Origin of the sequence: Streptomyces narbonensis, assembly GCF_014649015.1 — a bacterium.
Classification (GTDB): Bacteria; Actinomycetota; Actinomycetes; order Streptomycetales; family Streptomycetaceae; genus Streptomyces; species Streptomyces narbonensis.
In genome coordinates, this window is sequence record NZ_BMSF01000005.1 from 323,142 (window position 1) to 344,114 (window position 20,973).

General features: G+C 69.6%; 20 protein-coding genes and 2 pseudogenes. 9 read left to right on the forward strand and 13 right to left on the reverse strand.

The window, feature by feature from the left end:
* Positions 1-212: 212 nt before the first annotated feature.
* From IE124_RS12195 to IE124_RS35350, 5 genes and pseudogenes are all read right to left on the reverse strand, one after another.
* Positions 213-1,117 (reverse strand): annotated as a pseudogene (locus IE124_RS12195) (FAD-dependent oxidoreductase); the annotation flags it as partial.
* A gap of 129 nt (positions 1,118-1,246) precedes the next feature.
* A complete protein-coding gene (locus IE124_RS12200) occupies positions 1,247-2,122 on the reverse strand; it encodes a sigma-70 family RNA polymerase sigma factor (RefSeq protein WP_189507725.1) in 876 nt (291 codons plus the stop codon).
* Positions 2,119-2,502 carry a VOC family protein gene (locus tag IE124_RS12205; protein WP_189507726.1) on the reverse strand — a complete coding sequence of 128 codons (384 nt, stop codon included), beginning with the start codon at positions 2,500-2,502 and terminating at the stop codon, positions 2,119-2,121. Before IE124_RS12205 ends, IE124_RS12200 begins: the two co-directional genes overlap by 4 nt.
* A gap of 269 nt (positions 2,503-2,771) precedes the next feature.
* Positions 2,772-3,008, reverse strand: coding sequence for a hypothetical protein (locus IE124_RS12210; RefSeq protein ID WP_189507727.1), 237 nt, complete (start codon positions 3,006-3,008; stop codon positions 2,772-2,774).
* 24 nt (positions 3,009-3,032) lie between these two features.
* On the reverse strand, positions 3,033-3,158 hold the full coding sequence (locus tag IE124_RS35350) for a hypothetical protein (protein ID WP_268246717.1): 126 nt from the start codon (positions 3,156-3,158) through the stop codon (positions 3,033-3,035).
* A gap of 283 nt (positions 3,159-3,441) precedes the next feature.
* On the opposite strand from IE124_RS35350, the gene IE124_RS12215 reads away from it, so the two are divergent.
* Entirely contained in the window at positions 3,442-3,855 is a 414-nt protein-coding gene (locus IE124_RS12215; protein ID WP_189507728.1) for a hypothetical protein, read from the forward strand.
* Positions 3,856-4,945: 1,090 nt separating this feature from the next.
* On the opposite strand, the gene IE124_RS12220 is transcribed toward IE124_RS12215, so the two are convergent.
* Entirely contained in the window at positions 4,946-5,602 is a 657-nt protein-coding gene (locus tag IE124_RS12220; protein ID WP_189507729.1) for a response regulator, read from the reverse strand.
* A complete protein-coding gene (locus tag IE124_RS12225; protein ID WP_189507730.1) occupies positions 5,599-6,741 on the reverse strand; it encodes a sensor histidine kinase in 1,143 nt (380 codons plus the stop codon). The genes IE124_RS12220 and IE124_RS12225 overlap by 4 nt, the downstream gene beginning before the upstream one ends.
* Before the next feature lie 162 nt (positions 6,742-6,903).
* Between IE124_RS12225 and IE124_RS12230 the strand changes: the two genes are divergently transcribed.
* Complete coding sequence (locus tag IE124_RS12230; protein WP_189507731.1) at positions 6,904-7,395, forward strand: DUF6326 family protein; 492 nt, start codon at positions 6,904-6,906, stop codon at positions 7,393-7,395.
* A 423-nt stretch (positions 7,396-7,818) separates the two neighbouring features.
* On the opposite strand, the gene IE124_RS12235 is transcribed toward IE124_RS12230, so the two are convergent.
* Positions 7,819-8,553, reverse strand: coding sequence for a dienelactone hydrolase family protein (locus IE124_RS12235; protein ID WP_189507822.1), 735 nt, complete (start codon positions 8,551-8,553; stop codon positions 7,819-7,821).
* Between the two features lie 794 nt (positions 8,554-9,347).
* On the opposite strand from IE124_RS12235, the gene IE124_RS12240 reads away from it, so the two are divergent.
* Both IE124_RS12240 and IE124_RS12245 read left to right on the forward strand, forming a co-directional pair.
* Positions 9,348-11,366, forward strand: a complete 2,019-nt coding sequence (locus IE124_RS12240; protein ID WP_229832394.1) for an RICIN domain-containing protein — start codon at positions 9,348-9,350, stop codon at positions 11,364-11,366.
* Between the two features lie 118 nt (positions 11,367-11,484).
* Positions 11,485-12,117, forward strand: a complete 633-nt coding sequence (locus IE124_RS12245; RefSeq protein WP_189507732.1) for a hypothetical protein — start codon at positions 11,485-11,487, stop codon at positions 12,115-12,117.
* A 149-nt stretch (positions 12,118-12,266) separates the two neighbouring features.
* Here IE124_RS12245 and IE124_RS12250 read toward each other — a convergent pair whose 3' ends face one another.
* Positions 12,267-12,740 carry a hypothetical protein gene (locus IE124_RS12250; RefSeq protein WP_189507733.1) on the reverse strand — a complete coding sequence of 158 codons (474 nt, stop codon included), beginning with the start codon at positions 12,738-12,740 and terminating at the stop codon, positions 12,267-12,269.
* 309 nt (positions 12,741-13,049) lie between these two features.
* Between IE124_RS12250 and IE124_RS12255 the strand changes: the two genes are divergently transcribed.
* Positions 13,050-14,060 carry a hypothetical protein gene (locus IE124_RS12255; RefSeq protein ID WP_189507734.1) on the forward strand — a complete coding sequence of 337 codons (1,011 nt, stop codon included), beginning with the start codon at positions 13,050-13,052 and terminating at the stop codon, positions 14,058-14,060.
* A 169-nt stretch (positions 14,061-14,229) separates the two neighbouring features.
* Positions 14,230-15,347, forward strand: a pseudogene (locus IE124_RS12260) (IS630 family transposase).
* 5 nt (positions 15,348-15,352) lie between these two features.
* On the opposite strand, the gene IE124_RS12265 reads toward IE124_RS12260, so the two are convergent.
* The 4 genes from IE124_RS12265 to IE124_RS35510 form a co-directional block, all read right to left on the reverse strand.
* Positions 15,353-15,823, reverse strand: coding sequence for a GNAT family N-acetyltransferase (locus tag IE124_RS12265; protein ID WP_189507735.1), 471 nt, complete (start codon positions 15,821-15,823; stop codon positions 15,353-15,355).
* 439 nt (positions 15,824-16,262) lie between these two features.
* Positions 16,263-16,469, reverse strand: a complete 207-nt coding sequence (locus IE124_RS12270; protein ID WP_229832395.1) for a hypothetical protein — start codon at positions 16,467-16,469, stop codon at positions 16,263-16,265.
* Positions 16,470-16,830: 361 nt separating this feature from the next.
* Entirely contained in the window at positions 16,831-18,420 is a 1,590-nt protein-coding gene (locus IE124_RS12275) for an MFS transporter (RefSeq protein WP_189507736.1), read from the reverse strand.
* A 180-nt stretch (positions 18,421-18,600) separates the two neighbouring features.
* Positions 18,601-19,086 carry a UBP-type zinc finger domain-containing protein gene (locus tag IE124_RS35510; protein ID WP_306432394.1) on the reverse strand — a complete coding sequence of 162 codons (486 nt, stop codon included), beginning with the start codon at positions 19,084-19,086 and terminating at the stop codon, positions 18,601-18,603.
* A gap of 209 nt (positions 19,087-19,295) precedes the next feature.
* Here IE124_RS35510 and IE124_RS12285 point away from each other — a divergent pair, with 209 nt between their 5' ends.
* From IE124_RS12285 to IE124_RS12295, 3 genes are all read left to right on the forward strand, one after another.
* Positions 19,296-19,523 carry a hypothetical protein gene (locus tag IE124_RS12285; protein ID WP_189507737.1) on the forward strand — a complete coding sequence of 76 codons (228 nt, stop codon included), beginning with the start codon at positions 19,296-19,298 and terminating at the stop codon, positions 19,521-19,523.
* 161 nt (positions 19,524-19,684) lie between these two features.
* Positions 19,685-20,158 carry a VOC family protein gene (locus tag IE124_RS12290; protein WP_189507738.1) on the forward strand — a complete coding sequence of 158 codons (474 nt, stop codon included), beginning with the start codon at positions 19,685-19,687 and terminating at the stop codon, positions 20,156-20,158.
* A 206-nt stretch (positions 20,159-20,364) separates the two neighbouring features.
* On the forward strand, positions 20,365-20,973 hold the full coding sequence (locus IE124_RS12295; RefSeq protein ID WP_189507739.1) for a response regulator transcription factor: 609 nt from the start codon (positions 20,365-20,367) through the stop codon (positions 20,971-20,973).

Sequence of the window (20,973 nt, forward strand, 5' to 3'; positions counted from 1 at the left end):
CGTTGCGCACAACCAGTCCTGAGGAGACGTCACCCAAGTCGGCCTCGATGACCACCTCCGAGTTCCTCGCCGCCTCCGGCCCCGCACCCGGGTAGCTGGGATGGGTACGCCCTTGACCTTGAGCGCGAACAGGCCGCGGGTACGCGGACACCACCGACGGGGTGTGACGCCGAGACGCCCCAGGGTGGGAGGCGGCGGCCCAACACTGCCTGTCAGGATGGCTGGACTTGGTCGAAGAGTGCGAGAGCTTCGGCGGGGTCCGGGCTCACGAGGCGTTCCAGACCGGCCGTTGTGATCTTCGCCCACCTGCCGGCCCGTGCCCACATCCGTTCCTCGAAGGCGCGGACGACGTCGTCCAGATCCTCAGGGCGGTGGCGATGGACCCGGCGAGTTCGGCGCCTTCCAGCATTGCGAGGTTCGCGCCCGCCCCCAAGGGGGGGCATCAGGTGGGCGGCGTCGCCGAGCAGCGTCACCCCGGGGACGTGCGTCCAGGTGTGGGACACGGGCAGGATGTACAGCGGGCGGTGGACGGCGGCGCCGTGGCGGAGGAGCTCGAGGACGTGAGCGGCCCAGCCGTCGAACAGGGACAGCATGCTCGATCGCACGGCCTCGACGTCGGCCAGGTCCAGGTTCGTGTGCCAGTCCAGCGGCGCGCGGAACTGGGCGTACACCTTGACGTGGCCGCCGCTGTCGCGCTGGGCGACGAGAGCTCGGTTCACGCCGTACACAGCCATGGAACCGTCCCCGATCAGCCGGGCGAGGTCGGAGCGGCGGGTGTCGACGTCGTCGAGGGAGCTCTCGACATAGGTGAGCCGGTGTAGTGCGGTGTCGCCGGCGAGACTGCCGGGCGGACCCGGGACCAGGCACCGTCTGCGCCGACCACGAGGTCGAACGCCTCCTGCCGCCCGTCCGTGAAGTGGACCAGTACGCCGTCCCGGGCCCCCGGCACCACCTGCGTCACGCCCCGACCCCACTGGACGTCGAGAGGGCCGAGCAGCAGGTCGCGGAGTTGTCCGCGGTCGATCTCGGGATTGGCCCGGTCATCCGGACGGGGTCGCCAGTCGCGCAGGACGGTCCCGGCCGTGTCCAGGATGCGCATGGCCTGCCCCTCGGGACGGACAGTCACCACCCGCCCGGGGCAGACGGACATGCCGGGTACTCGGCCCGTCGCCTGGTCCCCGTACTTCCACTGCTTCCCGCCCCCTCACGGGAAGTGTGCCGGCCGGCCGAGCCTGCCGGGCTCCGTTCAGCTCGGGTCGGGCAGACGGATCGCGGCGAGTTTCGCCCGGTCGATGACGATGCGGATGCCGCTGATCCGGGCCTCGCTGACGGTGAAGGCGATGACGGACAGAGGTGTTCCGTCGGGGTTCCAGGTCATGTGGCCGGGGATGCCGTTGAGCAGAATGGCTCGTTGGCGGGCGGCCTTGCCGGAGAACATGCGGGCGCCGGTGGCGACGTTGGTGGCTCCGAGGGTGACGACCAGACCTTCGGGAGTATCGACGGTCAGTTTCACATCCGGGTCGAGGACACGCAGGAGCGCTTCGAAGTCGCCGTTGATGGCGGCGGCGCTGAACGCCTTGACGACCTCTCGGTGTTCGCGACCCGGGCCTGTCGTGCGATCCGTGGTCTGGACCTTGCGGCGGGCACGGCTGGCGACCATCTTGGTGGCGTCGGCGGATTTCCCCAGGATCTGACCGATTTCCCGGAACGGGACCGCGAACATGTCGTGCAGGACGAACGCCAGGCGTTCGCTCGGGGTGAGCGAGTCGAGCACGACGAGCAAGGCGACGCCGACCGAATCGGCCAGCGCCACCATCTCATCCGGCGCAGGGTCATCGTCGGCCGTCACCACGAGGTTCGCGAACTCTTCCTCGTAGGCCGTCTCTGGGTGCGCTCGGCGGGATCTCAGGACATCCAGACTGATTCGGCCCACCACGGTGGTCAGCCAGCCGGCCAGATTGCCGATCATCGCCGCATCCTGCCGGGCGAGACGCATCCAGGCTTCCTGGACCACGTCCTCGGCATCGGCGTGCGAGCCCAGCACGCGGTATGCCACGGCACGCAGCCGATCGCGCTCGGCTTCGAACGCCTCGGCCACGAGACCGGACCGGTGGGCGGTCACAGCTTTCGCTGCTGACGGAGCGAGATCCGGTTGCCGTCCGGATCCACCGCCTCGACGCGGACCCCGAACGGATAGTCCACAGGTTCGGACTCTTCGAAGACGACACCGCGCCGACGCATGATCTCGAAATCCTTTCGCAGGTCTTCGGATTCGAGGATCAACGGACCGGGCGCACCCGCGCCGCCCGGCTGCCCCGCGGCCATCGCATGCGACCACAGGATGATCTGCACAGGGCTGTCGGGCACACCGACGGTAAGGAAGCGTCCGTCGGGCCCCGGGAAGTCGAGGCGCTTCTCCAGGCCGAGCCCCTCGGTGTAGAACTCCAGCGCGCGCTCCTGATCGGTGACGTAGATCGTCACGTACATGATGTCGGTCAGCATTCTGGTCTCGATTCACTGGTGGGTGCGATGGCCGTTCGTATCCGCTTGTCACACCCATGACGAATGCCGACGGGCGAAGGTAACAAGGCGATGCGCCGCAGCGGATGCCGGGCACATGCGTTTGGCTCGACAGCACGCGTACAGCCCGTTACGTCCAGGAAGATCACGCAAAAGGGAAGATCAACTGAGCACGTCTGGCCCCAAGGCGGCGTCACACGTGGCGATCTCGTCCGCTGCGGAGCCAAGGGTGCTGAGGGCGGGCACAGGCGTCAGGCCGGCCGGCTGAGGCGGTCGTCCACGACGGCCGGGAGGGATGTGGGCATCTCGTCGGTGACCCAGGCGAACTCCAGGGCTGCGAGCGTGGCTCCGCGGTCCGTCCATACGAGGATCTCGCCGACGTGGGCGCCGGACTGGTGATCGACGTGCACGTCGACGGGCACGAGCAGGTGGCGGGGCACCCAGCCCAACGTTCCACCGGCCATCGCCGGGGTGACCGGCAGCCGCATCGTGATCGTTCATGGGTGGGGCTGTCACAGAGGCTTGTGCCGGGTGATCCATGGGCCGTGGTCGAGCCGGTACTGCTTGCCTTTCTGCTTGCGCTCGAAGGGCGGTGGCACCTCGCTGATCGACCAACGTGCCGTGTTCCCTCCGCTCACGCCGTGGCTCTCGTCGACGATGCCAACAAGGTTCGGCCGACCAGGCGTAACACTCCGCCGGCAACCTGGCGTGGTTCCGCGAACGCCACATGACTCCGCGGATCGCTAGGTCGGGCGTGGAGTCCTCCGAACATCTCGGAAGCACCGATGGAAGATCGAGAGATCCAACGGGCTTCTGGAACGGTTCGGTGCACCCACGCGTCTTTGAACCTGTTCAATCTGGACAGGGGTCGCTTTGTCAAAACCGCGAGTATCGGGGCGCGCAGCCTGGAGTTGGTCCGGGATGGCGATCGCCGGGCTGCCTGTGCTCTTCGCTCTGCTGCTCCTGCTCGCGTCGCAGGCGAAGTGGGACGGGGAAGGGCCGGTGTCCTGCGAGGAGGCGTTCGAGTTCGCCATAGCCGAACTCCCCGAACATGCGACAGGTGCGGAGTGCCGGACCTACGGCTTGATGGATGGCGGGTACCGGGGGACGTTCCAGATGCCCCGAGCCGCGCTCGACGCGTGGGTGAGCCGTTCCTTCCCCGACCGGGGCGAACGCCCCGACGGCGGGTTCCAGACCCCGCCATGCACCGTCGACGTGTGCGTGAACGTGACTCGCGACCCCAGGAAGACGAAGGGCGCTTTCGTCATCGCGGTTACGGCACGCCACGCCCCCGACGGAACCACCCAGGTCGAATTCCACGCCTTCGACTACTGAGACACCCCAGGGACACCGCGCGGACGCAGCCTGCCGTGCAGGCCGACTTCATCGAGGACCGCTCGCCCTGCGTCTCGGTTGACACGGTCCACGGGCCCCAGGTGACGCTTCGGGGACGGGAGCCGACCGACCGCGTGGGCTTCTAGGCCGTGCGGGCCACCCCGGCCCGTTCGATGTCGGCCTCCGAGGCATCGGAGTTCCCGAGGTGGAGAGTGTGGCGCTGCTTGAATCTGGCTCTGACCGGAAGTCCGTGAGGTCCCGCGCGCGCCGCGGCCCCGGTCACAGCCAATGCCCGGTTTGGCGCACCGATACGCCTATCCAGGTCACCTCCGGACGTCACCCGGGCGAGAGGAGCTCGGTGGGGGTATGTGGTTTCGCGCAACGTGACCTTGGGATCCAGGAGGAGATCAGCTATGTACGCAGTAATTCGGCGCTACGAGGGAGTGACTGACTCTGCCGAGGCAGGACGCCGAGTCGACGAGGGATTCGTGCCTCTGCTTCGCCGAGTCCCCGGCTTCGTGGCGTACTACTGGGTGGACGCCGGAGACGGAGTGATGGTCTCTACCAGCGTATTTGAAGACCAAACCGGGGCTGAGGAATCGATCGAACGGGCGGCGGACTTCGTAAGGAACAACCTCGCGCCGCTGCTTCCCAACGGGCCTCAGGTCACCGCAGGCCCGGTCGTGGCAGCAGGGTAGCGACCTGCCAAGTGGGTCGCTGGATCCCCACTACCTCCACTCGGGCGACCTCACCCTTCTCGGAGCTCCGGGCAGAGCCAAAATTCGAGATCGACATCAGCAGCACGGCCGGCCGTTCGTAAGCGGGAAAGCAGGGAACCCCTTCGGCCACCAGGGCGAGCAAGCCACACCGCTCAGCCGGCCGGATCGTGGGGATGAGCCCGGCGTGCGCGATCAGGTCGTGGTCGTCGAACGCGGCGGACAGCGTGGCCGGCCTGGGGGGGCTCCCACTTACACGGTGTCCTGCTTCGTGGGACCGATGAGGGCGTAGGAAGCACTCGTCATCCCAGGTCAGCAGGCATCTCTTCTCGTTTCGTCGTCCACAGACCAACTACGGCGCGGTGGACCCGGGTTCAGGCCCCCACCCGGCCGGTGTCGTACGCCCACATCGCGATCTCGACCCTGTTTCGGGCGCCGATTTTGGTCAGCAGGCTGGCGACGTGGGTCTTGGCGGTCGTCAAGCCGATGAATAGCTCGGCGGCGATCTCGGCGTTCGTGCGGCCACGGGCGACCAGCGTCAGCACCTCCTCCTCGCGTTCGGTGAGCGGCTCGATCGGTTGGGTCCGTCGGCTCGACGGTTCCCTGGCGGCGAGGGTGGCCAGCAGCCGCCGGGTGATGTTCGGCGCGATCAGGGCATCGCCGACGGCGGCGGCATGGACGGCCTGGACGAGCAGCGCCGGCCCGGCGTCCTTGAGCAGAAAGCCTCGGGCGCCGGCCCGGAGCGCGCCGTAGACGTACTCGTCGAGGTCGAATGTCGTGATCACCACTACCGCGATCGGGTCCGGGACGCCTCGCCCTGCGAGGAGCTTGGTCACCTCGATGCCGTCGAGCCCGGGCATCTGGATGTCGACCAGGCACACGTCAGGGCGGAGCCGATGCGCCAGCTCGACAGCGGTGTGGCCGTCGGCGGCCTGGCCGACGACCTCGATGTCGGGCTGCGCGTCAAGGATCATCGACAGACCGGTGCGCACCAGATCTTGGTCGTCGGCCACCAGCACGCGTACCGTCATCGGCGTACCTTCGTCGGCATTTCGGCGTCGACCGTCCACCCGCCCTCGGGCGCCGGCCCGGCACGCAGCGTGCCGCCGAGCAGCTGCACGCGCTCGGTCATCCCCAGCAGCCCGAAGCCGTGGTTCACCGACCGTGCCGGGTCGATCTGTCCGTCGTCGGTCACGCGTAGTCGCAGCCTTCCCTCGCCCACTACGACCCGGATCTCCACACGCGAGGCGTTGCGGGCGTGCCGCAGGGCGTTGGTCAGCGCCTCTTGCGCCAGCCGGTAGACCGCCGCGTCGACCTGGGGCGGAAGTTCGTCCATGTCGTCTGGCAACTCTACGTCGACGACCGGGACCGGGGCGCGTCGGGCGAGGGACACCAGGTCGGCAACGCCGGGCTGGGGGGCGCGCTCCGCCGGGGCTCCGTCGCGCAGCACCCGGACCATCGCCCGCATCTCCGCGAGCGTCCGCGAGGCTTCCCCTTCGATGACCACCAGCGCCTCGAGCGCCGCTTCAGGTCGCTGTCCGGCCATCGCCCGGCCCGCCTGCGCCTGCACGGCGATCGCCGAGACGTGGTGGGCGACGATGTCGTGCAGCTCGCGCGCCAGGCCGACCCGCTCCTGGCTGCGGCTCTGCTCCAACGCCCGGCGCCAGCTCTCCGCGCGGTAGCGGAACGCCGCTCCGCCCGCCGCCGCCGCCGTCAGGACGGCGAACCCGCCGATGGCGTCGGCCGGCCGGGTGTAGTCGGCGACCGTACCGATTCCCGCAGCGACCGCCACCACCGCCAGCCCGATCCCGATCTCGCGCCCTGAGCCCCAGCGGACCAGCGCGTGGACGAGTACCAGAAAATAGACCATCGTGTCGAGGCCCACGCTCGGGGCCCCGCCCAGCAGGCGAGCCAGTCCCAGCGCCATCGCGGTGCCGAAGGCCACCACCACACAGGCCAACGGGTGGGTACGCCGCCACAGCAGCACCGGCGCAAGTCCGACCGCCACGATCGTCGCAAACGGCCGCCAGGCGACCTCGTCCCGGAGGACTCCTTCGAGCAGCGACGTCACCATCAACACCCCGACCAGCACCCAGTCGCGCGGCACCCGTTCGGGAGCGTCCGTGGCGCGGGGCTCGGCCCACAGCGTGCTCAGGGCGTTGGTGGTCACACACCCAGCCTAGGGGCCGCCGAGGCGTCGGGGACCGACCGAAAGAACGAGACGCCGCTCCTCCCGACGGCCGAGGCGGGTCCGGCCTCGACGTCGATGTGCTCGCCGCCGGGCTCAGCGATCGTGGGCCTACCAGTCCTCACCACGACAACGGAGCCCACGATGAGAACGCGTCAACCCACCACGACCGCACTGGAAGACCAGCGGATCCCGGTGAGAGCCAAGCTCGCCGCAGCGTGGACAAGCTTCATGTTCCTGTACGTCTACGTGGACATCATCGCCTTCTTCAAGCCCGGCGTCGTCGACGACATCGAGGCCGGCGTCGTCTGGGAGTTCAACGTCAGCCAGACGTTGTTGACCACCTTCCTCGTGCTCATGGCGGTCCCGATCCTCATGGTCGTGCTGTCGATGACGCTGCCCGCCCGGCCCAACCGCATCACGAACCTCGTCGTGGCCTCGCTACAGGTCCCCTTCGCGGCATTCAACGTGGTGGGCGAGTCCTGGACGTACTTCTACGGCCTCGGCGTCGCACTGGAAGTGATCGTTCTCGCCCTCATCCTGCGGTACGCCTGGACCTGGCCCCGCACCACACCGTCGGCGACCGTGGCGACCAGCCCGGACCGTGAAACCGTTCGCGCTCAGCAGGAAGCGTGAACCCAAGAGCAGTCCCCGTCCTGTTCGGAGCCAAGTACCTCGTTGCCGCCGTGGGGGCCGCCTGGCAGTGGGACACCACCTACCACCGGGACGTCGCGTAGGGGCCTTCCGAGGCCCCTACCGGCAGGTCAGGACATCGGATGCGCACACAGGCCCCCCGCTTCGTCGACACCGACCCCAAGCGCGGCGAGGTCGTCGTCCGCGCCACCGGCACCCGCCACGACGAGCCGACGTCCCAAGGCGCCGGCAAGTCCATGACCATGCGGCGTCGAGCAGTTCATGGTTTCGGGCGGTGCGTGGGCCCCTGCCGAGAGTCTGGCAGGGGCCGTGGCAGAGAGCCGAGCAGGGCCGGGAGCTTTTCCTGGATGGGCAGCATCCTGGCCGACACGGCTTACCGGCTCCTGGTGCCTTGACGGAAGGGCGTCACTTCAGGTGCCGGGCGAGGAATCGGCCCGCTTCGTCGGCTGCGGACTGCGGGACGCCGGTGTGCCCGCCCATGTTGGCGTGCAGGGTCTTCTCCCTGGAGCCGAAGGCGTCGAACAGGTCCAGGGCTGCCTGCCGGTTGTTTCCTTCGTCGTCCCACTGCAGCAGGACGTGCAGCGGAATGGTGACCTGGCGGGCCTCCTCGAGCATGGCCCGGGGGACGAAACTCCCGGCGAACAGAACGGCGGCCGAGATGCGCGGCTCGACCACCGCCAGCCGGGTGCCGATGGAGATCACTCCTCCCGAGTACCCGACCGGGCCGCCGATCTCGGGCAGTGCTAGGAGGGCGTTCAGGGCGGCTTGCCATTCCGGGACCGACTTGTCGACCAGTGGGAGGATGAGGGCGTCGATGATCTCGTCGCTGACCGGCTCGCCGGCCTCCATCGCCCGGCGCAGATCGACGAGGGCCTGCTCTGCGGCGGGCCAACGGGGCCGGTCGCCGCTTCCGGGGAGCTCGATGGTGGCCGTGGCGAAGCCGTCGGCCGCAGCGCGCCGGGCCCGGGCCACCAGCCGGGGATAGGTCTTGCGCAGCCCGAGAGGAGGGGGGCTGAGCAGGATCACCGGCGTCGGTACGCACGCAGATGCGGGCGTCCACAGGATGCCGGGGATCTCACCGAGGGTGAATGCGCGCTCGAGGACAGCGCCGTCGAGACGCTGTTCAGAAGTGAAGTGCACGGTCGTGCCTTTCAGGAGTGCCAAGGAACGGCGCTCCCGGACGACCTATCGCCCGACCGTGACCCACGAGGGGAGCACCCATGTCGATACTGCGTTCACGGGTACCACCTCCTCGTTCTCTCGCACGGCCTCCGAAAACGTAGCAGCGGCCGCCGTGGTTCCGCCAACGGGTTTCGAGGAGGCTCCCTAGCAGGACACCAGGGCGTCGGGCCCACGCCCTCCACTGGTCGGGAAGCGCACGTCTTCCACCGCTTCGAGCACCGAAGAGCCGGCCGGCAATCAACCGCTGACGGACGATCTACGCCGCAGACAGCCGCCCATGACCGGCCGGAGTACCCCGATCGCCGGTCACACCAGCCCTATAACCACGCTTGGTGCCCGGGCGGTTGAGCGTGCGCGCCGGAGCCAGGCCGGTCGTCTGCTTTGCGGAGGCCGAGATCCCTCACGGATGGTGACGAAGGGAATTCACGAGGTAGTAATTAGGTGAATCCCATACTGAATTGCCGTCAATAGGCTCAATCCTGATATCTCGATTCGGTAACGAGATTCCCGAAAAGGCCTGGACCTTTCGCGTGTGAAAGTTCAACTCCCCTTCAGGTAAGGTGAGTTGAGTGTTCATCAGATCAATGCCGGAAGTAACGTTCTGATATCTCGACGGCCATTCCTGTTTGCCTGAATTCTCCACCGTGCGTGTCTGGCAGGCTTCCGCCACCCACTCCTCCGACCAAGGATTTGAGGTGCGCATGACTGGACATCGCACGAAGCGTGGACACAGACGCAAGCCCAGGGGGTTGATGCTCGCCACTGTCGCCGTGGCGTCAGCGGCCGTGATCGCGGCAGGAGTCACCTACGCCGGCATAGGCGGTGACGCTCAGGCGGGGACGCCCGCAGCGGCCATACCCGCGCAGGCCGGATCCGCGACGGCACCCCTCTCGCCGGCCGCCGTACCGGCCAGGGACGAGGAGCCGGATCCCATCGTAGGGAAGCCCGCCAACGACACCCGGCGGGGCATGGTCTACGACGGGCTCAAGGCGGCCGCCAAGGGTGACCGTTGCACGGGCGTCTACCGCACCGACGCCGGACTGTGCACCCATGGCCCCGACGCTCCGCCCAAGGGCGTGGACATCAAGGCGGACGTGGCTCCCGCTGTGATCGCGAAAACGCCTGCGGCCGTACGCCCACAGGACGCCCCCGCCGCCGACGCGACCGGCGCCCGGGCCGCGGATGCCGCGGCGCCGACGCCGTCTGCCACATCCGGCAGTCAGGCCGTCGCCGCGGGCCCCGCGGGTCAAACCGTCCAGTGCGACGGAGACGGCAGCACCGGCAATCGCGTGCAGGTCGTGTACGTGCACGGCCCCGACCGTGACCGGTACGGCGAGTACGTCGCCTCGTTCCGCAAGTGGGCGGCCGACGCCGACCTCATCTACGCGACCAGCGCCAAGGAGACCGGCGGTGTACGGCACATCCGCTATGTGACCGCGGCCGACTGCACGCCGACCGTGCTCAACATCGAGCTTCCCGCGTCCGCGCTCGCCGAGTTCAGCGCCACCAACAAGGCGCTCGCCGACAAGGGCCTCAACCGGCGAGACCGCAAGTACATGATCTTCGCGGACGCCAAGGTCTACTGCGGCATCGGTACCTTCGCCGGTGACGAGCGACCGGGCCAGAACAACCAGAGCAACTTCGGCCCCTCCTACGGCCGTACCGACTCCGGCTGCTGGGGCGGTCACACCGCGGCGCACGAACTGGGGCACAACCTCGGCGCGGTCAACAACAGCGCCCCCAACACCAGTCGCGGCGCCCACTGCACGGACGAGTACGACGTCATGTGCTACTCGGACACCCCGTACTACCCCCAGATGCGGTACGTGTGCTCCAACCAGGCGGCCGAGAACATCCTGGACTGCAACCACGACGACTACTTCCACACCAGCCCCAGGGCCGGCAGCTATCTGGCCACGCACTGGAACACCGCCGACAACCAGTTCCTGATGCGGTCCACGGGCGGCGCCGGCCCCGACCCGAACCCCAGCCCGACGCCCACCCGCACTCCCACGCCGACCCCGACGCCGACCCGCACCTCGACCCCGACGCCGACCCCGACGCCCACCAAGCAGCCCAGCGGAGGACCGGCCGCGACGGTCGGTCAGATCCAATCCACGGCCGCCGTCGTGAGCTGGCCCGCGGTCGACGGCGCCGCTTGGTACCAGGTCCTGCTGAATGGCCGGCACCTGACCTGGGTGCAGTCGCGGACTCTGCGCATCTACAACCTTCAGCCCGGCACCCGGTACGAGGTAGCCGTCTCCGTCCGCGACCGGTCCGGTCGTGACAGCGGTGCCGGACGGACGACCGCCTTCCGTACGGCCCAAGCGGGCGGTGGCACGACCACCCCCGGCACCCGCTACACCCTCGGCAACGCGGGTACCGGCATGGCCGCCGAGATCTGGGGCGGGCGCTCCGCCGAGGGCACGGTGCTCGTCGGGGCGCGGGCCACCGGCTACGCCCAGCAGCAGTGGCTGTTCGACGACGCGGGCAGCGGACTCGTCCGCATCCGCTCCGCCGTCTCCGGCAAGTGCCTTCAGACGGGCGGAGCTCCGACCCAGGGCATGTGGGTCGCCCAGGAGGCGTGCGGCAACGCGGCCACGCAGAGGTGGAAGGTGTCCAGCCGCAACGGAGCGGTCGCCGTCACCGACCCGAGCGGCGGCTTCGCCCTGACGGTGAGCAACCGCCCGTACTACGGGAGCTGGCTGCTCGACATGGAGCGTACGAACGGCGCTGCGACACAGGTATGGACGGTCCAGAAGGTCTCCTGACCTCGGCCTGAACTCCGACGGCGACCTCCGGGTTGCCCCGGCGCCGGTGGGCGGCTCCTGCGGCCGTCCACCGGCGCCACCGCACCGCACCAACCCACGCACCAGGAGCACCGCAACGATGCGTACACACCGTCTTTTCCGCGCGGGCACGGGCCTCGGCCTGCTGTTGATGCTCACGCTCTTCGCCCAGGTCCTGGTCCTGCCGACCACCGCCCAGGCCCACGGAGACACCGTCAAGGTGGTGGTGACCGGCCAGCGAGACGGTCATGTCACGACCGAGATCACCTGGGAGAACGACGGGGACGCCGTCGACGAGGCCGTCGCCGCCACGGTGAACGCGGCCAGCCCCGACGGATCTCGTTCCATGGGCCCGTGGCCGCTGGTCCGCGACCCCGGCTCGCGTACGAGTTGGAGCACCGCCGAGGTCCTCACCCCCGGCACGTGGAAGGTCACCGTCGACGTGGGCTTCCCCGCCCTCGGTCATGGGGATGCGGAGATCTCGGTCCCCGCGGTCGACCCGTCACCGCCCGCCCCCCGCCCCACCCCCACCACGCCCGCGCCGGTCCCCACGACGGCCACCGATCCGGCCCCGTCGGCGCCGGCGCCCGCGCCGTCCCCTCCCTCCTCGAGCCCGGCGGGCGACCGGGTCGACCGTACGGCCGAGTGGACTGTGGCCGGTCTGGCGGGGTTCGCGCTCGTCGGCGCCACGGTCGGCCTTCTCGTGCGGCGAGCCCGCGCCCGCAGGCGTTGACCCACCTTTGAAGATCACGTACAGGCTCGTGCCCCTCTGTCATCGGGCTCGTTCCTGTGGGTCGACGGGGCCGGCACAGGCCCTGGTGCCGCCCGCCGGCCCATAGGACCACCTGCCCAAAAGATCAGGGTCGGCCCAGGCCCTGGAGGTCATGCCCGGTCCACCCCCCAGCGCCAGAGGAGTTCCCCGCCCTCCGGGAGCGCGGCCCAGCGGGCGGCGGCGGAGTCCAGGTGCGGGGTCGTCCGGGCCAGGGCCGCCTCGTCCAGGGGTGCCCGGCCGATGCCGCGGCCCTCCGTGGGGAGGCCGAGCCACACCCGGTAGGCCCAGTTCACGGAGAGCTCGGCGGTCATGACGGCGCCGCCGCCCCGGCGCAGCACCTTCAGCCCCGAGCGGCGGTGCCGGCTTGGGAGGACGAGCTCGAACCCCTCGAAGGTGGCGCCGCGCGCCATCGCCCCCCAGAAGCCGTCGTCGATGCCGAGGGCGGTCTCCACGACGGCGTGGACCAGGTCGTGCGGCAGGGTCGGGCCGACGGGCTGGGCGGGCAGCCTGACGTCCGGTCCCTTGCGGGCCCGGACGAGGATCTCGTGCTGATTGTCCGGCAGCTTCCGGAGGTTCATCTCCATCTTGGGTGACAGTAGGTCCGGAGCCGCCGGGCTCCCACCGATTTCCAGGCCATTCCAGCCGTGTCAGCCGCCCCCGATTCTGGTACGGGGTGCGACGGCAACACGGAAACCGGCACAGCAAAGGCTCGGACGATCGGCTGCCCACCCACGGCGCGGCCCAACGCAGCGTCTGTCCCGACTTCTGCGCACCCCTCCATCCGCATCGAGGGGATGCCCGCGGGGCCGACGTACGATGACGACAGACCCACCAATCGGCGGCAGTTCCAGCGGCCCAGCCGCTACACCCCAGGCACGGACTGGAAAGAGCACATGAACTACCCCCGCCTACCCGCACGGCTCCTCGCCCGCGAGTCCTTGCCCGGTATCACCGAGGCGCTGGGGAAAATGGACGGCTGGCTCCTGCGCGACGGCGCGCACTGGCTCGTCACCCGATACCAGGGCACGATCACCACCAGCAGGATCAGCACCGATCAATCTCTGGTGGCCGGCGCCCGCGCCACGTGGACCGACCCGGCCGCGAACGGCTCCGACCCCTACTGCTCGCCTCTGCCCGACGGCGCCCTGGCCACCAGCACCCGGGAGGCCGTCATTGTCCAAGAATCCGACGGAACCGTCCGCTGGGAACATCGCCACCGGGACTGGCAGCATTCACCCGGAGCCACCGGCGCCTGCACGCCGGACCTGGCCGGGCGCGTCCTCCTGGCGACCATGGCAGGACCCCTCGGGGCGGATGGGCCCTCCAAGGGCGACATCTGCAGGGCCCTCGACCTGGCCACCGGCGAGGTGCTTGCCGAGCACGTCCTGCCGTCCCTCTCAGCGACGTACGCCTTCCAGCAGTTCCCGGACGCACGCCCCGAGATTCTGCTCACCGCGTCCATGGGCCAGGACGGTACGCACTGTCTCCTGATCACCTACACGACCGACGGGCTCGACGTCCGGGCGGCGGGCACCGCCGAGGAACCCTACGTCGGCCTCGGTACGGAAGGGGTGCTGGTCAGTCAGGACGTCGGAGGAGGCTATCTCTGCCGTACACAGGAGGGTGCCGACGACGTCATCATCGAGGCCGGCGAGGTTCTCCGTGACGAGTGGCTCTTCGCCGGCTACACCCCGGGCTTCCTCGACGACCAGCGGATTCTGGTCGTGGCGGCCGAGGAACAGTGGACGGAGGAAGGCACCCACCTCCTGCTCGACGCTCACACACTCAGGCCCCTCGCCGAACTCGACTACCCGCTGACGCCGGGGGTCTCCGCCATACCGATCGGCGACGGCACCTGGCTCACCGCCCACGGAGAGACCGTACTGCGCTGGGCCGCCGCCTGACTCGGTGACGGGGCAACCCTCGGCCGGCGGATCCGCGGCCGCGACCAGATCGCGCGCAACGTCACCTTGGCCGTAGGGGGCGCAAGTGCTCTGCCCGTATAGGTTGGCCGGGTTGGTGGTCGTGGCGGTTGGATGTGCGGTGACGTCCGATCCGATCGCTGGAGGCGCGGTGGCCGAGCCTGTCCGCGTGCGCAGACTGACCGACCAGGAGGGGCAGAAGCTGCAGCGGATCGTGCGCCGGGGCAGCACCAGCTCGGTGCGCTATCGGCGCGCGATGATGCTGCCGGCCTCGGCCGGTGGGAACCGGGTGCCGGTGATCGCCCAGCTCGTGCAGGCCGATGAGGACACTGTCCGGGACGTGATCCACCGGTTCGACGATGTCGGCCTGGCCTGCCTGGACTCTCGGTGGGCGGGAGGCCGTCCCCGCCTGCTCAAGCCTGACGACGAGGACTTCGTCATCCAGACGGCCACCCCCGCCCCACCAAACTTGGTCAGCCCTGCACCCGCTGGTCCATCCGCAAACTCGCCGCCTACCTGTGGAAAGTCCACGGGCGCGTCATCCGGATCGGCCGCGAGGCCTTACGTTGTCTGCTCGCCCGTCGCGGCGTGACCTTCCAGCGCACCAAGACGTGGAAGGAATCCCCGGACCCCGACAGCGAAGCGAAGTTGGACCGGATCGAGGAGGTCCTCGACCGCTTCCCGGACCGGGTCTTCGCCTTCGACGAGTTCGGCCCGCTCGGGATTCGTCCCACCGCGGGCTCGGGCTGGGCCGAGCAAGGCCGGCCCGAGCGGCATCCCGCGACCTACCACCCCACCCACGGGGTGCGCTACTTCCACGGCTGCTACTCGATCGGCGACGACACCCTGTGGGGCGTCAACCGCAGAAAGGGTGCCGCCAACACCTTGGCCGCGCTGAAGTCGATCCGGGCCGCCCGCCAGGACAGCGCCCCGATCTACGTGATCATGGACAACCTGTCCGCCCACAACGGCACCGGCATCCGGCGCTGGGCGGAGAAGAACAAGGTCGAGATGTGCTTCACCCCGACCTACGCGTCCTGGGCCAACCCGATCGAAGCCCACTTGGGCCCGCTGCGGCGGTTCACCATCGCCAACTCGAACCACCCCAACCACACCGTGCAGACGCGGGCCCTGTACGCCTATCTGCGGTGGCGCAACGCCACCGCCCGCCACCGCGACGTCCTGGCCGCCGAACGCTGTGAACGCGCCCGCATCCGCAGCGAGAAGGGCATCCGCTGGGGCGGACGACAACTCGCCCAGGCGGCGTGAGCACCTCAGAGCTCTTGCTCCCCGGAACGCCATACGTACCGGACATCCGGCTCGCGTTCCTCGTTGCGGTGCCCATCGGTGGCCTCGTCAGCGATGAAGCCGTGCCGCTCGTAGAAGCGCCGTGCCGACTCGTTGACCTGGAATGTCCACAGTGCCAACCCGGCCGGGCGACGCTGCTTGGCCAGGTGCACGAGTCGGCCTCCGATGCCCTGGCCCTGCCAGGCCGGATCGAGATAGAGCTGTTCCAGGTCTTCGCCGTCCAGCACCATCATCCCGACCACCGAGCCGTCAACCGTCGCCACCCACGTCTCCTGGCCGGGCACGACCACCTCGCGGAACCAGGCCCGGACCTGGTCGTCCGTGTGCGCCCGGCGCACGCCTGGAAGCGCCGCCGCGAAGGAACGCAGCCACACATCGGCCACCGCAGCAGCGTCGGAGGCGACCGCGCGCCGGACGACAGAGTTGTTGATCTCCACAGCGACGCATGCTCGCAGACACAGGACGCGGCTGCATCCGAGTTCTCCGCGACGCTCGAACCAGAACCGAACCCGGTGAACCTATGCGGTCAGAGCACTAGCTCCCTAGCCGAACGCACCTGCGCTCCTCCGCAGGCCTGCTGCCACACCGCCGACCTGCGAACTACGCACGTCGGCCCGCGCATATGGCGCGGCCCCGGCACTCCGTTGCCGGAGTACCGGGGCCGAAGGCGGTCCGGTCGTACTGCCCCAGAGCGCGGTCAGCACCGGCCCTGACCCACGCTCCCAAGTCGGCGCGGACTGGCCAGGGCCCTAACAGCCCGCCGGGCCCTTGACCGCGGTCTGACGGCCACCGCCGACGGATGTCCGCTTTCGCCTTGACCGCCCCTTGACCGGGTGGATTTGTCCATGGCCGACGCCACACCCGTCCGGCCGGAGCTCAGCAGGCGGGACGGGTGCTGGATGGCGAGGAGCCGAGCCGCCAGTCCGAAGGCTTCTGCCCGCGGTACGTCTCCCCGCTCTCGACCCGGGCCTTGTTCCGGGCGAACTCGCGCTCCGCTGCCGAGGGCTGCCGGGGCGCGCAGCCGGGGTGTCCCCAGCCGTCTGCGAGCTTCGTGATGACCTCGCCCTCGGCGTAGTCCTTCAAGCAGGCCGGGCAGGTGCCGCCGTACGTACGGCACGATTACGCCGCAATTGTCTGAATATCCCCGAGGAGCCCTTGACCGGGCCTGGCTTGGTCTTCGCCTCAGCGGTCAGGTTGGGGGGAAGAGAGAGAGCCCAGGCGATGCCGCGGAGTTTTGCGATCCGCGGCCACCTTTCGGTGGCGGCCTAACTCTGGCTATTTCAAGATCTCCGTGTGCGCAGCATGCGAAAGCGTCAGCGGAGAGCAGTGCGGGCCCCCGGCCGGGAGGCCGCGTCTCTGCCATCGGATGTCGACCCCGGCGACCCGTTCCGGGCACCAGCCGACCCCGGTGAGGAAGGAGTCGGCGCTGAGCGCGGAAGCCGGGTCAGTCGTCCGGAGTGCGCTCGGTGACGCGCGTCCCGGGGTGGGCCAGCGAGCACAGGAACGCCACGGCCAGGGCGATCGCCATGCCGTAGAACACCCACTGGTTGGCCTCCGCGAAATCCATCCGGATCGCGTCCCCCGCCCCTTGCAGGGCCTTCGCTACCGGCCCGTCACCGGGGGGTCCCTGGCCGTCCGGGTGACCGGTGACCGCCTCGGCGACCTTCTCCGCGGTGGCCGAGGCCTCGGCCGGCGGCAGCCCGCGGTCTTGGAGCGTGGCCGTGATGCGGTCGGTGGAGACATGGGACAGCACGGTGCTGAAGACGGCCATGCCGATGGCGGCCGCGTAGTTGCGGATCGTCTGGGTGATCCCCGTGACCTCGCCGTACGAGGCGCCGATGGCTCGGTTGACGGCGTCGGTCGAGGCCGGCGCGAGGAGGAATCCGATGCCGGCGCCCGCCATGGCCGCGTACGGCCACTGGTCGTGCATCGACAGATCGGTCATCTTCTGCGCCCAGAGGTAGAACCCGACCGCGCCGAGCGCGCAGCCGAGCTTCATGGCCGGGCGGGCGCCGCGCTTGTCGAGGATCCGTCCGCCCCACTGGGAGGCGAGGCCGAAGCCGATGAAGAAGTACAGCAGGAAGAGCGCGGCCTGGTTCGGAGAGGCGCTGAGCGACACCTGGGCGTACACGGACGAGAAGAAGAACACCGGCACGAAGGCGAGCATCGCGAAGAACAGCACGAGACTGTCGACGGTGAAGGCCCGGTCCCGGAAGACGTCGAAGTCGATCAGCGGGTGGGCGGTGCGCCGCTCGTAGCCGAAGAACAGCACCAGGACGAGCAGGCCGCCGACGATGCAGGCCCAGGTCGCGACGCTGTCCCAGCCCCAGGACGAGGCCTGCTGGAAGCCCAGCACGCTCAGGCCCATGCCGACGGCGACCAGCGCGGCGCCGACGATGTCCAGGCGCTCGGAGCGGCGGCTCTCGGGGATCCGGGCGAGCACGGCGAGCACGATGGCGACGAGCGCCACCGGCACGTTGACCCAGAAGATCGCCCGCCACGTCCACGCGGTCAGCCAGCCGCCGAGCAGGGGACCGACGGCGGTGAGGGCGCCGGAGAGTCCGAAGAAGAGCGCGAGGGCGCGACCGCGACGGTCGACGGGGAAGACGGCGATGACGACGGCCAGCGCTGCCGGGAACATCAGGGCCGCTCCGAGACCCTGGGTTGCGCGGAAGACGATCAACCAGGTCTGGGCGAGGTCGCCGGAGGGCACACAGCCGCAGAGCACAGAGGAGATGACGAAGACCAGGGTGCCGATCAGCATGACGCGGCGGTGCCCGAACAGGTCGGAGAGCCGGCCGCCGAGCGCGAAGAACGCGGCGAGGGAGAGCAGGTACGCGTTGACGACCCACTGCATGCCGGAGGCGGTCAGGCCGAGCTCGTCGGTGATGTTCGGGGCGGCGATCGAGACGATGGTCTGGTCGATGAAGGTCATCGACACCGCGAAGAGCATGGCTGTGAGCGCCAGCTTCTGGCGGGGCGCCTCGCTGCGGACGGTCCCGGTGGGCGCGGGGGGTGGGGGAGTACCTGCCATGTTCGGATGATCGTCCCGGGGCACCGTGTGTGCATGCCGAGGCCGCCGCCCGGGGGGCGGGGCGCCGGAGGGCGAACCGTTCGGGTGGGCGGTGCCCGAGTGTGGCCGCGGTACCCGGGGGCGGCGGTGGTGCCCGGGCTATCTCTTCCGGATCTTGCCTGCCGGCGTGTTCCACAACGATCACTGGAACTCCGCATCCCGCCCTTCTGCCGGAACGAGGAAGACCTCGTCGGTGTAGCACCACGCCCAGGGTCGTTCGGCCGCGACCGCGAGTGGGTGCCCTGTGAGGGCCGCGTGCCGGTGGGCATGAGCCCCCGGGGAGCTGTCGCAGCAGCCGTTGTGTCCGCATCGCAGGCAGAGGCGTAGATGGATCCAGTCCTCGCGGCCCGCTGCCAGGCACTCGGCGCACCCGGTCACGGGTATGCGGGCTGAGGGCAGCGTCTCGTCATCGAGGTGCCTGCATGACCGGGCCTGTGCCCGTCCGGCGTCGGGTGCGACGCGCCGGCCGGCCACGGGGATCAGGACCGAACCCGTCCGGCCCGGACCACCGCCCTCAGGACACCGCGCGCTCGGGGGATCGTCACGACGACCGCCGAGGGAACCCTGCGGACGTGTGCCGAGAGAATCCTGCGGACGTGTGCCGTCACTCCCTCGTGTTCCTGCCACCGTCGACCTCCCTCAGGGGCGAGCACAGGGGCCGCGGTCCGGTCCGGTTCCCTGTCCGGAGTCTTCCTGCAGGACGGGCTGGAGGCCTCGGCCCGCTTCGCCCCGCAGCGGCAGCGGAGGGGCTCGACGAGAGTGATGCAAATGTGGTGCGACAGTGGCGCATTCATGGTGCAATTCCGATGCGTACTAGTCGTCAGGAAGGAATCGCCATGGATCAGCTCCCCGCCCATCCCGACAGCGAGCGGTACTCGGTGACGTTGTGCCCTCCGGCTGTCACCGCGATCGCGGAGCTCACCGCCGCGACCGGTGTCAGCAAGGCCGACGTGATCAACCGGGCGGTTCTGCTGCTCGGATTCGTCGAAGGCGAACGCGCCAAGGGCAGCGACCTGATGATTCGCGACAGTGCGGGATCCCTGGAGCGCGTCCACATTCTCTGACCGCTGGGGCACCCCACGCGGAGGCACCCGGATCGGTCTCCGGCCTCCCCCTTCCGCATGGTCCTGAGACGGCGCAGGGGGTGGTTGCGCGGATTCGGGGTGTGGTGGAGCAATGATTCGCGGGCCGCCGGACGGCGGTGACGCGAGATCAGGAGAACGCCATGCCCCGGATCACCCCCAACCTCTGGTTCGACACACAGGGCAAGGAGGCCGCGGAGTTCTACTGCTCGGTCTTCCCCAACTCGGAGATCAAGAACGTGTCCCACTACGGGGAGGCGGGCCCCCGTCCCGCCGGGACCGTGCTGACCGTCGACTTCGTCCTGGACGGCACGCACTTCACCGCCATCAACGGCGGCCCCGAGTTCACCTTCGACGAGGCCGTGTCCTTCCTCATCGACTGCACGGACCAGGGGGAGGTCGACTACTACTGGAACAAGCTGTCCGAGGGCGGACAGGAGGGCCCGTGCGGCTGGGTCAAGGACAAGTTCGGCCTGAGCTGGCAAGTCGTGCCCTCCGTCCTGGAAGAACTCCTCAGCGATCCGGACGAGGCGCGCGCCCAGCGAGCGATGAAGGCGATGCTCGCCATGGGAAAGCTGGACGTCGCCGCGCTGCTCGCCGCGGCGGACGGCTCCTGACCCCACGGCCCCCGAGGACCGCCCGGACCCCGAGCACCGCCCGGACCGCACGGACCCGGCGGACCCCGACGCCCCGCGGCAGCGCGTGCACCGCGCAACGGCAGCGCGGGACACCCGCCCCGGACGTCCCTCCGGCGGAACGCGCCTCGGAACGCGCCTCGGACCGAGCCCCCGGCAGCCGTTACGATCTTCCCGGGGGAGGAACCATGATCCGGATTCTGCTGGCCGAGGACATGCACCTGATCCGCGGGGCGCTGGTCGCCCTGTTGGGTCTTGAGGACGACATGGAGGTCGTCGCCGACGTGGCCCGCGGGGACGCCGTCGTCCCCGCCGCGCTCGCCCACCGGCCCACCGTCGCCGTCCTCGACCTGGAGATGCCCGGCGCGGACGGGCTCTCCGCCGCCCGAGACCTCTCCGTCGCGCTTCCCGAGTGCCGGATCATGATCCTCACCGCGCTGGGCCGACCGGAGGCACTGCGGTCCGCACTCGCCGCAGGTGTCGGCGGGTTCATGCTCAAGGACGCCCCGCCGGACCAGCTCGCCGCCGCGATCCGACGCGTGGCCGCCGGGGAGCACGTCATCGACCCGAAGCTCGCCGCCGCGGCCCTCACCGCCAAGGAGAGCCCGCTCACGACCCGCGAGACCGATGTGCTCCGGCTGGCCGCCACCGGCGCCGAGCTCGACCGCATCGCCCGTGAACTGCACCTCACCCAGGGCACCGTACGGAACTACCTCGGTGCGGCGGTCACCAAGCTCGCGGCCCGCAATCGGCTCGACGCGGTGCGGATCGCGCGGGAGGAAGGATGGCTGGCCTGA

Coding starts and splice junctions, on each gene's coding strand:
- IE124_RS12275 (WP_189507736.1), bottom strand. CDS start 18,420: ATGGCAGGTACTCCCCCACCCCCCGCGCCCACCGGGACCGTCCGCAGC.
- IE124_RS12205 (WP_189507726.1), bottom strand. CDS start 2,502: ATGCTGACCGACATCATGTACGTGACGATCTACGTCACCGATCAGGAG.
- IE124_RS12290 (WP_189507738.1), top strand. CDS start 19,685: ATGCCCCGGATCACCCCCAACCTCTGGTTCGACACACAGGGCAAGGAG.
- IE124_RS12220 (WP_189507729.1), bottom strand. CDS start 5,602: ATGACGGTACGCGTGCTGGTGGCCGACGACCAAGATCTGGTGCGCACC.
- IE124_RS12240 (WP_229832394.1), top strand. CDS start 9,348: ATGCTCGCCACTGTCGCCGTGGCGTCAGCGGCCGTGATCGCGGCAGGA.
- IE124_RS12295 (WP_189507739.1), top strand. CDS start 20,365: ATGATCCGGATTCTGCTGGCCGAGGACATGCACCTGATCCGCGGGGCG.
- IE124_RS12285 (WP_189507737.1), top strand. CDS start 19,296: ATGGATCAGCTCCCCGCCCATCCCGACAGCGAGCGGTACTCGGTGACG.
- IE124_RS12255 (WP_189507734.1), top strand. CDS start 13,050: ATGAACTACCCCCGCCTACCCGCACGGCTCCTCGCCCGCGAGTCCTTG.
- IE124_RS12250 (WP_189507733.1), bottom strand. CDS start 12,740: ATGGAGATGAACCTCCGGAAGCTGCCGGACAATCAGCACGAGATCCTC.
- IE124_RS12230 (WP_189507731.1), top strand. CDS start 6,904: ATGAGAACGCGTCAACCCACCACGACCGCACTGGAAGACCAGCGGATC.
- IE124_RS12215 (WP_189507728.1), top strand. CDS start 3,442: ATGGCGATCGCCGGGCTGCCTGTGCTCTTCGCTCTGCTGCTCCTGCTC.
- IE124_RS12210 (WP_189507727.1), bottom strand. CDS start 3,008: ATGCGGCTGCCGGTCACCCCGGCGATGGCCGGTGGAACGTTGGGCTGG.
- IE124_RS12245 (WP_189507732.1), top strand. CDS start 11,485: ATGCGTACACACCGTCTTTTCCGCGCGGGCACGGGCCTCGGCCTGCTG.